Annotated in this window: 14 protein-coding genes; 9 read left to right on the top strand and 5 right to left on the bottom strand. The window is 60.4% G+C overall.

From position 1 onward, the window contains the following. Window positions 1-40 precede the first annotated feature (40 nt). Window positions 41-940 carry a polysaccharide deacetylase family protein gene (locus AC3WRD_RS15485; RefSeq protein ID WP_102620914.1) on the top strand — a complete coding sequence of 300 codons (900 nt, stop codon included), beginning with the start codon at window positions 41-43 and terminating at the stop codon, window positions 938-940. A 122-nt stretch (window positions 941-1,062) separates the two neighbouring features. Next, a complete protein-coding gene (locus tag AC3WRD_RS15480; protein WP_096820123.1) occupies window positions 1,063-1,305 on the top strand; it encodes a DUF1652 domain-containing protein in 243 nt (80 codons plus the stop codon). 1 nt (window position 1,306) lies between these two features. Here AC3WRD_RS15480 and AC3WRD_RS15475 read toward each other — a convergent pair whose 3' ends face one another. Continuing rightward, entirely contained in the window at window positions 1,307-1,669 is a 363-nt protein-coding gene (locus tag AC3WRD_RS15475) for an NUDIX hydrolase (RefSeq protein WP_102620915.1), read from the bottom strand. A 220-nt stretch (window positions 1,670-1,889) separates the two neighbouring features. Here AC3WRD_RS15475 and AC3WRD_RS15470 point away from each other — a divergent pair, with 220 nt between their 5' ends. Then, on the top strand, window positions 1,890-2,078 hold the full coding sequence (locus AC3WRD_RS15470) for a DUF2188 domain-containing protein (RefSeq protein WP_096820121.1): 189 nt from the start codon (window positions 1,890-1,892) through the stop codon (window positions 2,076-2,078). A gap of 52 nt (window positions 2,079-2,130) precedes the next feature. Here AC3WRD_RS15470 and AC3WRD_RS15465 read toward each other — a convergent pair whose 3' ends face one another. Beyond that, the gene (locus AC3WRD_RS15465; protein WP_065259780.1) at window positions 2,131-2,370 is read right to left on the bottom strand and encodes a hypothetical protein; all 240 of its coding nucleotides are present in this window, start codon (window positions 2,368-2,370) and stop codon (window positions 2,131-2,133) included. 228 nt (window positions 2,371-2,598) lie between these two features. Between AC3WRD_RS15465 and AC3WRD_RS15460 the strand changes: the two genes are divergently transcribed. Continuing rightward, window positions 2,599-2,934 carry a hypothetical protein gene (locus tag AC3WRD_RS15460; RefSeq protein WP_096820120.1) on the top strand — a complete coding sequence of 112 codons (336 nt, stop codon included), beginning with the start codon at window positions 2,599-2,601 and terminating at the stop codon, window positions 2,932-2,934. A 79-nt stretch (window positions 2,935-3,013) separates the two neighbouring features. Here the strand turns inward: AC3WRD_RS15460 and AC3WRD_RS15455 are convergent, their stop codons facing one another. Then, the gene (locus tag AC3WRD_RS15455; protein WP_102620916.1) at window positions 3,014-3,562 is read right to left on the bottom strand and encodes an RrF2 family transcriptional regulator; all 549 of its coding nucleotides are present in this window, start codon (window positions 3,560-3,562) and stop codon (window positions 3,014-3,016) included. Window positions 3,563-3,898: 336 nt separating this feature from the next. Between AC3WRD_RS15455 and AC3WRD_RS15450 the strand changes: the two genes are divergently transcribed. The 5 genes from AC3WRD_RS15450 to AC3WRD_RS15430 all read left to right on the top strand — a co-directional run bounded on the left by AC3WRD_RS15450 (window position 3,899) and on the right by AC3WRD_RS15430 (window position 9,836). After that, window positions 3,899-5,104 carry an NAD(P)/FAD-dependent oxidoreductase gene (locus AC3WRD_RS15450; RefSeq protein ID WP_102620917.1) on the top strand — a complete coding sequence of 402 codons (1,206 nt, stop codon included), beginning with the start codon at window positions 3,899-3,901 and terminating at the stop codon, window positions 5,102-5,104. 291 nt (window positions 5,105-5,395) lie between these two features. Continuing rightward, on the top strand, window positions 5,396-5,908 hold the full coding sequence (gene fae, locus AC3WRD_RS15445) for a formaldehyde-activating enzyme (RefSeq protein WP_007950493.1): 513 nt from the start codon (window positions 5,396-5,398) through the stop codon (window positions 5,906-5,908). A 10-nt stretch (window positions 5,909-5,918) separates the two neighbouring features. Then, entirely contained in the window at window positions 5,919-6,953 is a 1,035-nt protein-coding gene (locus AC3WRD_RS15440) for an aldo/keto reductase (RefSeq protein ID WP_102620918.1), read from the top strand. Further along, window positions 6,950-8,383 (top strand): NAD-dependent succinate-semialdehyde dehydrogenase, encoded by a 1,434-nt coding sequence (locus AC3WRD_RS15435; protein WP_102620919.1) that lies wholly within the window; start codon window positions 6,950-6,952, stop codon window positions 8,381-8,383. Before AC3WRD_RS15440 ends, AC3WRD_RS15435 begins: the two co-directional genes overlap by 4 nt. A gap of 88 nt (window positions 8,384-8,471) precedes the next feature. Beyond that, entirely contained in the window at window positions 8,472-9,836 is a 1,365-nt protein-coding gene (locus AC3WRD_RS15430) for an MFS transporter (RefSeq protein ID WP_102620920.1), read from the top strand. Between the two features lie 10 nt (window positions 9,837-9,846). Here the strand turns inward: AC3WRD_RS15430 and AC3WRD_RS15425 are convergent, their stop codons facing one another. Both AC3WRD_RS15425 and AC3WRD_RS15420 read right to left on the bottom strand, forming a co-directional pair. Beyond that, window positions 9,847-10,722 carry a LysR substrate-binding domain-containing protein gene (locus AC3WRD_RS15425; RefSeq protein ID WP_102620921.1) on the bottom strand — a complete coding sequence of 292 codons (876 nt, stop codon included), beginning with the start codon at window positions 10,720-10,722 and terminating at the stop codon, window positions 9,847-9,849. Between the two features lie 139 nt (window positions 10,723-10,861). Continuing rightward, window positions 10,862-12,040, bottom strand: a complete 1,179-nt coding sequence (locus tag AC3WRD_RS15420) for a hypothetical protein (RefSeq protein WP_102620922.1) — start codon at window positions 12,038-12,040, stop codon at window positions 10,862-10,864. Window positions 12,041-12,188: the final 148 nt, after the last annotated feature.

The raw sequence follows: 12,188 nt of genomic DNA, 5'->3' as shown, positions 1-12,188 counted from the left end.
ATCGACAACGTGACCGCGACGGTCGGGCTCAAGGCAAAACATGAAACACTGGTTCAAGCTTTTCTGCGCTGTGACCCTCATCACCGGGCTGGCCGGTTGCATTGCTGCTCCCATCGAAATGACCGCGCAAACCCGATCACGGCTGGATGCGCAGGCACCGGTCAGGTTTCTGCTGACCTTTGATGACGGCCCCAGTGCTTCGAGTTTCTACAACCCCACCGAAACCGTGCTCGACAGCCTGAAAGACAACCCGTTGCAGCCCAACATCAAAGCCGTGTTTTTCGTCCAGACCCGTGCGCCGAGGGCCGGCAACAGCGAGATCGGCCGGCGGATCATGCATCGCGAACACGATGAAGGGCACATTCTGGGTTTTCACACCGCCACCCACTGGCACACCAACCACCGATCGCTCGATCCACAGGAACTCGAAACGTCACTGACCAACGGCACGGCGGACATCGCCGCGATCACCGGCGCGCCACCGGTACTGTTGCGCCCGCCATTCTGGAATTACGACAAGCGTACGTTTGCGGCCTATCAGTTACACGGCCTGCATGTATTGCTTACGGATCTGAGCGCCAACGACGGCAAGATCTGGGGCTTCAATGGCAGCCCCAGACGCCGCGCCAACATGCTGCGTCAGCTGTCGGAAGTGCGTGAGCGGATTGCCCTCGGCGAGCTGCCGACGGTGGACGGGGTGATCCCGGTGGTGGTGACGTTCCATGACCTCAACCGCTACACAGCGCGGCATGCCCGCGAGTATCTGCAGATTCTGCTCGACAGCGCAGCGGCCACCGGCGTGCGCCTGGCCGATAAACCGTTCTACGACGATCACGCGCAACTGGAGAAAGCAGCGCTGGCGCGAACGGTTCAGAAAAGCTCGGATCCGGTGCGTCTGCCAGGGATCTGGAACTGGATCTGGGGCCGCGACGCCAACTGATCGGCATCGCGCAAAGATGTGAAGCGGTTGGCACTTTCTGCGGCCGGACGCTCGCGCAAGGTCGAAAAAGCTCATCTATGCTCAATCGATCGACCGATCCATCGCCTGCGAGGCGTCCGCCCATGCTTGCCATTGCCGACATTTGCCGCATCGTCGAATCCGGCTTTTCGCCCCTTTACTGTGATTGCACGGAAACGGGGCAGGGCTTGTTGCAGATCAAGGTTTACGAACCGGACAGCGGGCGTGTCGATTTGCTGCTCAACGGCGTGTCACCGGAGCATCTGGTCACCATTCGTGACATCTCCAACTTCATCGGTGAGTTGCGCACTGAAATGAGTGCCGGACGCCGGGCGTTCGCCGGTTGATTCAGAGCCGCCGCTGAAAGGCGCGGACGATTTGCAGGGTCGCCTCACTGATACTCAGGTTCTGCACCGTGTCCAGCGGGTGCCAGATGCAATCGATGATCTCGTTCTGTGGCCGAACTTCATCAATATTCAGCACCGACGCCTCGTAGACGTGGTGGCGCGTGCTGCCAGCCTCCAGCTCCATCAGATACAGCATGCCATCGGCGAGCAGGCCGGTTTCTTCCTCAAGTTCTCGCGTCGCGGCGTCGGCCCTGGTCTCCCCGGGCTCGACCTTGCCCCCCGGCAAATTCCAGCGGCATCGGGGTTTGCGCACCAGGAGAATATGTCGATCCTGCTCGCAGATGATGGTTGCACGTACTTTCATTTGTTACCCGATTGCCGGTTGTCATAAATCGGTCATGAAAATGCAATATTCAAGCCGTGCCGTGGTTTAGACGCGCTCGTAATGTCTGAGTGGTCGAAAGGCGCAAAAGTGCCAGACACTTGACGCCGACATGGGGCGACGTCTGGTCGGCACACGGCGTTGTACCCGGTGTAAGGTAAAAACGTGCAGTTGGACTATCGATAGTCGACAGGAGGTGCCTATGAGCATGGCGATACTGAACAGAATGCACATGAACGGCTACGACGTACTCAGTGTGAACAACGGCCCGTGGCGGGTCTGCACGCAGGGTGATCGACTGGCGTCTTTCGCCAGCCGGGAGGAGGCACTGGCGTATGCCGCTGCACTTCCGGGTTACAAGAGCCGCACGCACGGCCGCAAGACAGGCTGAAGGCCTGCAATGAAAAAGCCCCGGATTGTCCGGGGCTTTTTGTTGTGGGGTGTCAGTGGACTTTCGTTCGGCTGATGGCGCGGGCCTTCACTTCCCTGGCATAGAGTTGCAAACGTTCTTCATCGCTTTGCAGCACCTCGCAGGACCTGAGCACGGTTTGCGCATCCGCTTCGTTGCCGGATTTGCGCAACTGCTCGGCAATGCGCTTGAGGTCGACGGCCGACCATCTCAGGTCCGACGCCACGCTTTGCAGGTCACGTTGAAGTTCGTGTTCGTATTCATTGAGCCGCATGATCACCTCCGGAACATTCTCGGTAGAAAATAGTAGCCGCATTTTCCGGGAGCAGGGCAAGTGGTTCTGGTCAGTGAGCTGAACGGGCGTGAACAAGTCGCCGTTGGTCGGAGTAATAGTCTGCTGCGGCGCCGCAGAACCCGGTTTTCGGGGTCAAAGCATTGCGCCACGATGGATGTTCGAACAGTTAAAAGGTAAATTCGCCTTTTTTAAAATGAAGGATTCAATATGCGGATGTTGATCGGGGGCCTGCTGATGGCAGCGTTGGCCGGTTGTTCACTGCCGGCATCACTGGTGCCGGGCGAACCGAACTTCAGCAAGGTCAGTGGCAAGGCTCCCAAGGACTACGCCGCATGTGTGTTGCCGCTGTGGCAGCAGGACATTCCCAAGACCTCGCAGGTCGCGATTTCCAACGGTTACAGGATCAAGGCGCCGAGTATCGTCACCGCCGACGAGATTCTCGATATCGTCAAATACAAGGACGGCAGCCGCGTGTCGCTGTACCAGGGGCCGCCGTGGGCCAAGTCTGGCTCGTTGCGCAAATCGGTGCGTGATTGCCTCTGAGGGCAGAACGGCTGAAATGAAAAAAGCAGAAACCGTGTGACCGGTTTCTGCTTTTTTTTCGCCTGTCTGCCGGAATGGCTCAGTCGGTGATGTCGGCGAGCGGGATGCCCGAGCCGCCGGTCTTCTTGTCACGACGATCCTGCATCCAGTTTTCCACCTGGCTGTTGAACTCTGCCGGTGCCTTGCGCCCGACCTTTCTGGCGATATCGAGAATGGTCTGCTGGGCGAGGGCCTCTTCCATGCGCTTTTGCGCAACCATCATCGCCCCATGAATCGAGCACGTTCCGTCCAAGGCCCATTCCGGGGGCGAGCCGTCGAACAGCGCGCAGCGCCCACGGATGTCGCGGCATTCGAAAATGTTCTTCGGGCCGTCGATGGCGTTGACGATATCGAGCAGGGTGATCTCATCCGCCGGGCGCGCCAGCGTAAAGCCGCCGCGTACGCCGCCGGTCGCCACCACCAGTTTGCCCTTGGCCAGTTTGGTGAAGATCTTCGCCAGGTAATCCAGCGGCACCCCTTGCAAGTCCGCCAGGTCGCGCACGCTCGCTTCGCGACTGTCACCGCCGCTGCCCACCAGAAACGCCAGGCAATGGATGCCGTACTCGATGCCCGCACTGTAAAGCGACATAGCTATCTCCGACTGTAATTGTCGCAGATGTTAGCAGGGTAATTCGTGGCGGACAAATCTGATGAGCGCGTGAATCTTTGCCTTAAAGCCCTTTTAATCTCGGTGTCTTGCGATTTTTATGGTTAGTGTGTCGTCAGAAGAGGCCCTATTAGCTATCGAAAATTTCGATTCGAATGATCGGATAATCTGACTTGTTGGATATAACGGCGACCAATACAGTCGCCGTTATCCGGTGAGCAACGTTCAGCGCTTGCAGAAGCCACAAGCGTGCCGACTCCCGATAAACGTGAATTCTTGACCTCTTTCTACGACTTGGCTTCGGGCCTGGAGACAACAATGAAACAGCACATTCTGGTAATCGGCGCAGGTTTCGGTGGCATGTGGACGGCATTGAGCGCCACGCGTCTGGTGGACATTCACAATCGAGACAACATCGATGTAACCGTACTGGCACCGCAGGCGGAACTGCGTGTGCGTCCGCGTTTCTACGAGCCGAATGCCCACACACTGGCCGCGCCGCTGGGCGATCTGTTCGACGCGGTGGGTGTCAACTTCATCAAGGGCGCCGCGAACACCATCGACGTGAACGCCAAAACCGTGGGCTACACCGATGCCAACGGCACTGCTCAGGTTTTTCACTACGACAAACTGGTGCTGGCTTCCGGCAGTGGTCTGGCCTTGCCGGACACCCCGGGCGTGGCGCAATACGCGTTCGACGTTGACCAGATCGAAGCCGCGATTCGCCTGGAAAACCATCTGAAGTCCCTGGCCGATCAGCCTGCCAGCCCGGCGCGCAACACCGTAGTGGTCGCCGGCGGCGGTTTCACCGGCATCGAAACCGCCACAGAAATGCCGGCGCGTCTGCGGGAAGTGTTGGGCGAGCAGGCAGACGTTCAAGTGATCATCGTCGACCGTGGGCAGAAAGTCGGCGCGGCCATGGGCGAGGCCATCAGCGTGTCGATTGCCGAAGCGAGCACAGAGTTGGGCGTCGAATGGCGACTGGGTGTGTCGGTGCTGTCGGTCGATGCAAACGGCGTAACCCTGTCGGACGGCCAGCGCATCGAGGCAAAAACCGTGGTCTGGACCACCGGTGTGCGCGCCAGCTCCCTGACCGAGCAGATTCCAGCCGAGCGTGATCGTCAGGGTCGCCTGCATGTTGATGCGCACCTGAAAGTCATCGGCCAGGACGACATCTTCGCCACCGGCGACGTGGCATACGCGGCCACCGACGATATCGGCAACTTCGCCTTGATGACCTGCCAGCATGCGATTTCTCTCGGCCGCCATGCCGGCAACAACGTCGCGGCGCAGATTCTGGGTGTCGAGCCAACGCCTTACAGCCAGCCGAAATACGTGACGTGTCTCGACCTCGGCGCCTGGGGCGCGGTGTACACCGAGGGCTGGGATCGTCAGGTGAAACTGGTCAAGGAGGAGGGCAAGTCGCTCAAGACCCAGATCAACACCCAGTGGATCTACCCGCCGGCGGCTGACCGTGCCATCGCGCTGGCCGCTGCGGATCCGATGATTCCTGTCGTCGCGTAATCCGCACAGTCCGAAAAATCCCGCTCCCGAGCGGGATTTTTTTCGCCATCACAAAAGGCTATGACTAAAAGTCATTGCCCCATGATTTTTAATGGTTACGGGTGCCCCGATACCCGGTGTTAAAAAATCGCAAACACAGCTCATCAATAACAACCAGAGAGCGTTTGCAGCCATGTCCCGATTCTTCCTTCGCGTCTCCCCACGTCCGTTATTGATCCCGTTGGCCATTCGGTCCGCGTGAGCTGTCGATCACCCCAAAAAATCCCTCTGCATCGCAAAGAGTAATGACAGATGAAAGAACTCGACCTGTACATCGGTGAAGGTTTCGAAGGCCCGGGCGTGAACGCCGCGCACATCAACATCCTGATCGGCCCGCGCAACGGCCCGGCGGGGCAGGCGTTTGCCAACAGCCTGGCGTCGCCGAGCCAGGGTCATTGCCCGTTCATGGTGATCGCCCAGCCGAATATTCCGGTCAAGCCGATGACCCTGTACGTCAACAAGGCTGCCATCAGCAGCGATCTGCACGGCAACGCAACCTGGGGCGCTTCCCAGGCCGGCATCGCCAAGGCTGTGCTCGAAGCGTTGCTCGACGGCACGCTGCCGCCGGAAGCCGAAGACGAATGGGCGATCGTCACCGCCAACTGGGTCAACCCGGCCTGCGATGACCTCGATGCGGTCTACCTGAACAACTACAACGCCTGCCGCACCGCGATCCGCGCCGCCCTGACCGGCAAGCCGGAAACCGCGCAGCTCAAGGATGTGGTCAATCACATCAGCAACCCTTTCTACACGCCAAAAGCCTGAGGTCCGCGCCATGCAATACATCCGTTTGGGCAACTCCGGCCTGCAAGTCTCCCGCCTGTGCCTGGGCACCATGAACATGGGCACCCCGGACTGGAAACCGTGGATCTTCAATGAAAAACAAAGCGAGCCGATCGTCGCCCACGCCCTGAACAACGGCGTGAACTTCATCGACCTGGCGGACTTCTATTCTGCTGGTGTCGGCGAGGAAGTGGTGGGGCGCATCGTCAAGCGTCTGGCCCGTCGCGAAGACCTGGTGATCACCACCAAGGTCGGCTACGGCACTCGCAACGCGATCAACGCCAGTGGCCATTCGCGCAAGCACATCATGGACAGCATCGATGCCTCGCTGAAACGTCTGGACATGGATTACGTCGACGTGTTCATGCTGCATTACTTCGATGTGAACACCCCGGTCGAGGAAACCATGGGCGCACTGAACGACATCGTGCGTTCCGGCAAGGCGCGTTACATCGGCGTCTCGACCATGCTCACCGGTCAACTCGCGAAGATCCTCATGGCCTGCGAGCGCAACGGTTGGGTCAAGCCGATCAACATGCAGCTGCAACTGAACTGCGCCTATCGCGAAGAAGAGCGCGAGATGATTCCGTTCTGCCGCGATCAGGGCATCGGTGTGTCGGTGTTCAGTCCGCTGGCCCGTGGCCTGTTGACCGGTGATGTGCAATCGACCCGCAACCAGACCGACTTCTTCACCCAGCAGATGTACAGCGACGAAGCCTCGTTCGAGATCGCCCATTCGGTGCAGCGCGTGGCCCGTGCCCGTGGCGTGTCGAACGCGCAGATCGCCCAGGCCTGGGTCGCCAATCATCCGGGCGTGGACTGCATGCTGGTCGGCGCCGACACCACCGCACAGTTCGACAGCGCACTCGCCGCACTGGAAACCAAACTCGACGCCGAAGAACTGCACGAGCTGGAGCGCAACTACACCCCGTGCGACGTGATCAATGACTACACCGCCGGCAAACGCATCCTGCGCACGGCGCGTCTGGGGCATGAACGCTTCACATTGCAGGGGGCGGTGGCATGAGCGGGTTGATTCGTCACGGCAACTTCATCGACGGCCAGTGGGGTTCGGGCGGCGCCACTTATCCGGTGCGCAACCCGGCCAATGGCGAGTTGATCACCGAGGTGCAGAAGGCCGGTGCCGAGGAAACCAACCTCGCCATCGAGGCGGCCAATCGTGCCCTGCCGGCGTGGCGCAAACTCACTGCCAAGGAACGCAGTCAGCGCCTGAAACGCTGGAGCGATCTGATGCTCGCCAACCAGCAGGAACTGGCGACCTTGCTCAGCCGCGAACAAGGCAAACCGCTGGCCGAGGCGAAAGGTGAGGTGGTCTACGCCGCGAGTTTTCTCGAGTGGTTCGGTGAGGAAGCCAAGCGTGCCTACGGTGATGTGATCCCGAGCCACAAGGCCGATGCGCGGATCATCGTGACCAAGGAAGCCATCGGCGTGGTTGCGGCGATCACTCCGTGGAACTTCCCGCTGGCGATGGTCACCCGCAAGGTCGGCCCGGCGCTGGCGGCGGGTTGCACGATGATTCTCAAACCGTCGGAAGAAACCCCGCTGTCGGCATTCGCTTTGGCGGTACTGGCCGAACAGGCCGGGATTCCGGCCGGTGTGTTCAACATCGTTTCCGGCGATGCGGTGGCCATCGGCGGTGCGCTGCAAGCTTCAAGCGTGGTGCGCAAGCTGTCGTTCACCGGCTCGACCCGCACCGGCAAACTGCTGATGCGCCAGGCCGCCGACACCCTGAAAAAGGTCTCGCTGGAACTGGGCGGCAACGCGCCGTTCATTGTCTTCGACGACGCCGACATCGATGCGGCCGTCAAAGGCGCGATGGCCTCGAAATTCCGCAACACCGGGCAGACCTGCGTGTGCGTCAACCGCTTCTTCATTCAGGACGGCGTCTACGAAGCCTTCACCGGCAAACTCGCCGAAGCCGTGGCGGCGATGCGCGTGGGCAGTGCGCTGGACGGTGACACCGAGCAAGGCCCGCTGATCAACGCCGCTGCGCTGGCCAAGGTCGAAGCCCACGTCAGTGATGCGTTGGAGAAGGGCGCCACGCTGTTGTGCGGCGGTCGTCGTCATGCCCTCGGCGGCACGTTCTACGAACCGACCATCCTCACCGAAGCCAGTGGCGACATGCTCATCGCTCAGGACGAGACCTTCGGCCCGGTGGCCGCATGTTTCCGCTTCAAGGACGAAGCCGAAGTGCTGGCGCGGGCCAACGACACGCCATTCGGTCTGTCGGCTTACTTCTACAGTCGCGACATCGGTCGTGTCTGGCGCATGGCCGAAGGGCTGGAAGCCGGGATGGTCGGCATCAACGAAGGGATCATCTCCACGGAGGTGGCGCCGTTCGGTGGTATCAAGGAATCGGGCCTTGGGCGTGAAGGTTCGAAGTACGGTCTGGATGACTATCTGGAGATCAAATACCTGTTGATGGGCGGTCTCTAGACCCCCCCGAATCCTGTGGGAGTTCGCTCCCGCAGGTTTCTCCCAGAGCTTTCCGTTTCTCCGTCAATAACAACAATTGGAGACGAACATGTCCGCTCAACCCGTAAAGATCGATGACCTGCCCATCGGGCACTTCCACCTCAAGATCGCCGGCCTGACCTTCGGCGCGCACTTCACCGACGGCTACATCCTTGGCCTGATTGGCATCGCGTTCACCTTGCTCAGCCCGCAGATGCACCTTGATGCGTTCTGGCAGGGCTTGATCGGCGCATCGGCGCTGATCGGGCTGTTTCTCGGCAGTCTGTTTTTCGGCTGGATCTCGGACAAGGTCGGCCGGCAGAAAATCTTCCTGGTCAGCTTCGTGCTGATCACCATTGCCTCGGTGATGCAGTTCTACGTCGAAACCGCCATGAGCCTGTTCCTGTGTCGGGTGCTCATTGGCATCGGCCTGGGCGGCGATTTCAGTGTCGGCCACGCAATGCTCGCCGAGTTCGCGCCGAAGAAGCATCGCGGTGTGCTGCTGGGTTCGTTCAGCGTGATCTGGACCTTCGGCTACGTCGCGGCGACCTTCGTCGGCACCGCCATGCTCAGCCTCGGTGATGATGCCTGGCGCTGGATGCTGGCGTCGTCGGCGATTCCCGCCGCGTTGATTCTGATCGCGCGGATCGGCACGCCGGAATCACCGCGCTGGCTGGTCAATCAGGGGCGCATCGCCGAGGCGCGGGCGATCGTCAAAAAACACCTGGGCGACAACGTCGAGCTGGACGAGAGCCAATCCACGGAAACCCGCTCGGGCTACGCGGTGCTGTTCAGCCCCGAGTACCGTAAGCGCACGGCGTTCAACTGCCTGTTCTTCGTCTGCATCGTCATGCCGTACTTCGCCATCTACACCTTCCTGCCGTCGATCCTGCAGAAGATGGGCCTGGCCGAAGGCTTCGGTACCGAGCTGATGCTCAACATGCTGCTGATCCTTGGCGCGTTGATCGGCATCTGGTGCACGATCAAATTCACTCGACGCGGATTCCTGATCAACTCGTTCATCATTCTGGCGGTGGCGTTGTTTCTGCTGGCGGTGTTGCCGGGCAGTGCAGCGTGGCTGATGGTGCTGGTGTTCGGTTTGTTCACGTTAGTGTTGTCGGCGGTCAGCAACCTAGTGGGCGTGTTCCCGGCGGAGAGCTTCCCGACGGAAGTGCGGGCCAGCGGAATTGGTCTGGCGACGGCGGTAAGTCGTTTGGGTTCGGCGATCAGTACGTTCCTGCTGCCGGTGAGTGTGGCGGGGATCGGCTTGAGCCCGACCATGGGCATTCTTGCGGCGATTCTGGGGATTGGCGCGTTGCTGTCTTGGGCGTGGGCGCCGGAGACCAAGTCGTTGACGTTGAGTCAGGCGTGCAAGGCGCAGAGTCCGGTGGAAGTCGCGGTAGGGACGGTCGGGAAAGTCGCTACCCCCGTCTGATGAGTGCAGGTCAGGGGTTGCTGACAACCCCTAGCCACTCGGTAAACAGCTTCACCTTCGACAACCCCTGCTTGTCGTTCGCCACATCCAGCCAATACCCATAAGGGCCGATCACCTCAATCGGGGTGATCGGCAGCAGGCTGCCGTTGGCCAGTTCCTTCTCGATCATCTGCCGGTCGATCACCGCCAGGCCGCCGCCGGCCAGCGCGGTGTGGATCACCTGGTCCAGGGTGCTGAATTCCAGCCCTTGCCCGGCATCGATGTCATCCCGGCCCATGGCCGCCAGCCAGTTCTCCCAGACCTTCAAGCGCTTGCCGTCGTGCAGGATGTGCAGCAGTGGATATTCCCGCAGATCCGGCGGCTGATCGCCGTTGAACAGCTCCGGGCTGGCCACTGCGATGTGCCGTTCCATCACCAGCAATTGGCTGGAGCAATGGGGCGCTGCCGCGAGGCCGAAGCGGATGTGGCAATCGACTTCCGTGAGGCTGTCGTGGCCGATCTGGTTGGTCACGCTGAGGTTGATGTCCGGGTAGCGCTGACAGAACGCGCGCAGGTGTGGCGACAGCCAGCGCGTGGCCCAGGTCGGCGGTGCGAGCACTTTCAAGCGTTGGCGCAGATTCGGCACACGTACGGCTTGCAGGGCGCGTTCGATGTGGTCGAAAGCCTCGGCCAGATGCGGGGAAAGATTGCTGCCGGCTTCGGTCAGCGACAGCCCTTGAGGCGTGCGCACGAACAGCGCCACGCCGAGGTAGTCTTCAAGCTGTTTGATCTGGCGACTGACCGCGCCCTGGGTGACATTCAGCCCGATGGCGGCCTGGCTGAAACTGCGATGACGGGCGACTTCTTCGAACACACGCAGGGTGTTGAGCGAGGGCAGTTGACGCATGGAGGCGGGACTCCGGATCGGGCGGTTTTTGTTGTTTTGGGGTGAGGGCTATCTGACTATCGGGGCGGCGCGGATGCAAGGTGAATTCGCAACGGGCAGGCAAAAAAAATCGCAGCCCTGGCTGCGATTTTTTCGAACGTCAGAAGTAATACCCGACGTTCACATATAACTGGTTCTCCCACTGATTCAGCCCGCCCGCGCCAAGGCTCTGGGTGTAGCTGCTGCCTCCTATGTACGGATCGTTTTTGCCGAACAGCCATTCGGTCGCGACCCACAACTTGCTGACCGAGAACGAGGTGCCGAGGATCATCCGCTCGGAGGTTTTGAAGCCGCTGGCGGATTTGTCGAAGGCGCTGTAGTTGGCGTAGAGCTTGATCCCGCTGATCTGGTCAAACAGGTATTTGCCGCCCACGTCGTAACTCAGGTCGGCCACGTACAAATTGCCGCGACTGGCGACGTTGTAAGTGCCGTCGTAACCACCAAGGGTCACCACTTCATCGCTGCCGGGGTTGCGCGGCGACATCTGCTGCCGCGCCGCCTGCAACTGCACGCCCCACGGGCCGTTCTTGCCCATGTAGTGCACGGCCACGGCGTTGCGTCGGCCGTCGTTGTTGGTGTCCTTGTTCTCGATGCTCGAGGTCAGGCCGGAGATCCCGACCTCGGATTTCCACGGCCCCAGATCCAGCGACCTGGCCACTCGCAGCACCACGGTGTTGCGTTCCTGGTTGTTGCTGCCGTCGGCCACGTAGCTGTCGGCTTCGGACACCACGCTCGAGTACGTCACGCCTTTGCTGGTGCCTTTGCCTTGCCAGGCCGGACGCAGGTAGTAACCGGCCTGGAGGTTCCAGTCGCCGCTTTGCTGGATGTATTTGGTGCCGATCTGTTGCACGTCTTCCAGGCCGATGACGTTGCCCAGGGTTTCGTAGAAGGTGCTGCCGAAGTAAGGCTGCAAACCGAACGGCACGGTGTTCAGGCCCACTTGCACTTGCTGGTCGGGATTGAACTTGTAGCCGACCCACGCGAACTTGGCGAAGCGAATATCGCCGTAGTTCTTGGTGTACTGGTACGGGTAGGAGCGACCGTAGAAGCGGTACTGCGCCTCACCGATCCACGAGTCGGAGTTGTACTTGGCGCTGAGGAACACCGTGTCGAGGCCGAACTTCTGGATGTCGCGGTCCGGGTCCACGTCCCAGCGGGCACGAATGGCGCCACCAAGGTCGAGATTGTCGGTGACTTGTACCGCCATGGCCGGGGCGGCAAAGCTGCAGAACAGAGCGATGGAAGTTGTGCGCAGGCGCAAAGAGGCTGGGAGGGGCATGGAGCGGCTCTCGATTGTTTTTATTAGAGATGCCGCGCAGTTTTGCCATCTGCGGGGTGTTGAACAAACGATAAAAACGGTGGGGAAACCTGCATCGAATGCATGTTACTCGGAAAATCCTGTAGGACAATTCGCCAATGTCGTGGGA

It is taken from the genome of Pseudomonas sp. FW215-R2 (assembly GCF_058789255.1).
Note: the sequence above shows the minus strand (reverse complement) of the source record. Positions and strands in the feature narration are given on the sequence as shown.

Bases quoted from the DNA above. Each gene is read 5' to 3' on its own strand.
- AC3WRD_RS15485 (WP_102620914.1), top strand. From the start codon at position 41: ATGAAACACTGGTTCAAGCTTTTCTGCGCTGTGACCCTCATCACCGGG.
- AC3WRD_RS15480 (WP_096820123.1), top strand. From the start codon at position 1,063: ATGCTTGCCATTGCCGACATTTGCCGCATCGTCGAATCCGGCTTTTCG.
- AC3WRD_RS15475 (WP_102620915.1), bottom strand. From the start codon at position 1,669: ATGAAAGTACGTGCAACCATCATCTGCGAGCAGGATCGACATATTCTC.
- AC3WRD_RS15470 (WP_096820121.1), top strand. From the start codon at position 1,890: ATGAGCATGGCGATACTGAACAGAATGCACATGAACGGCTACGACGTA.
- AC3WRD_RS15465 (WP_065259780.1), bottom strand. From the start codon at position 2,370: ATGCGGCTCAATGAATACGAACACGAACTTCAACGTGACCTGCAAAGC.
- AC3WRD_RS15460 (WP_096820120.1), top strand. From the start codon at position 2,599: ATGCGGATGTTGATCGGGGGCCTGCTGATGGCAGCGTTGGCCGGTTGT.
- AC3WRD_RS15455 (WP_102620916.1), bottom strand. From the start codon at position 3,562: ATGTCGCTTTACAGTGCGGGCATCGAGTACGGCATCCATTGCCTGGCG.
- AC3WRD_RS15450 (WP_102620917.1), top strand. From the start codon at position 3,899: ATGAAACAGCACATTCTGGTAATCGGCGCAGGTTTCGGTGGCATGTGG.
- fae (WP_007950493.1), top strand. From the start codon at position 5,396: ATGAAAGAACTCGACCTGTACATCGGTGAAGGTTTCGAAGGCCCGGGC.
- AC3WRD_RS15440 (WP_102620918.1), top strand. From the start codon at position 5,919: ATGCAATACATCCGTTTGGGCAACTCCGGCCTGCAAGTCTCCCGCCTG.
- AC3WRD_RS15435 (WP_102620919.1), top strand. From the start codon at position 6,950: ATGAGCGGGTTGATTCGTCACGGCAACTTCATCGACGGCCAGTGGGGT.
- AC3WRD_RS15430 (WP_102620920.1), top strand. From the start codon at position 8,472: ATGTCCGCTCAACCCGTAAAGATCGATGACCTGCCCATCGGGCACTTC.
- AC3WRD_RS15425 (WP_102620921.1), bottom strand. From the start codon at position 10,722: ATGCGTCAACTGCCCTCGCTCAACACCCTGCGTGTGTTCGAAGAAGTC.
- AC3WRD_RS15420 (WP_102620922.1), bottom strand. From the start codon at position 12,040: ATGCCCCTCCCAGCCTCTTTGCGCCTGCGCACAACTTCCATCGCTCTG.